Origin of the sequence: Aeromicrobium phragmitis (genome assembly GCF_003674095.1) — a bacterium.
Classification (GTDB): domain Bacteria; phylum Actinomycetota; class Actinomycetes; order Propionibacteriales; family Nocardioidaceae; genus Aeromicrobium; species Aeromicrobium phragmitis.
Genome location: NZ_RDBF01000230.1, coordinates 1 through 333, shown reverse-complemented (window position 1 = coordinate 333; position 333 = coordinate 1). Strand labels below are relative to the sequence as shown.

At 70.9% G+C, this 333-nt stretch carries 1 protein-coding gene; it reads left to right on the top strand.

Annotated elements, in window-relative coordinates:
- The coding region (locus tag D9V41_RS17105) for a carboxylate-amine ligase (RefSeq protein ID WP_243697333.1) at positions 1 to 333 on the top strand (333 nt) is incomplete at both ends.

The following is a 333-nucleotide window of genomic DNA, read 5'->3' as shown; positions in this document are numbered from 1 at the left end:
GAACTCGCCGTTCTGGCACGGCACGGACACCGGTTACGCCTCGTACCGCTACCAGGCGTGGTCGCGCTGGCCTACTGCCGGTCCGGTCGACCTGTACGGGTCCGCTGAGGCGTACGAACGACACCAGGCGGCGATGCTGGCGACGGGAGTGCCGTTGGACGCCGCGATGCTCTACTACGACGCTCGCCTCTCGGAGCACCAGCCGACGCTCGAGGTGAGGATCGCGGACGTGTGCCTCAACCCGGCCGATGCGGCCGTGATCGCCACGCTCACGCGCGCCCTGGTGGAGATGGCGGTCCGGGAGTCGCACCAGCCGGCGCCGGAGGTCCCGGC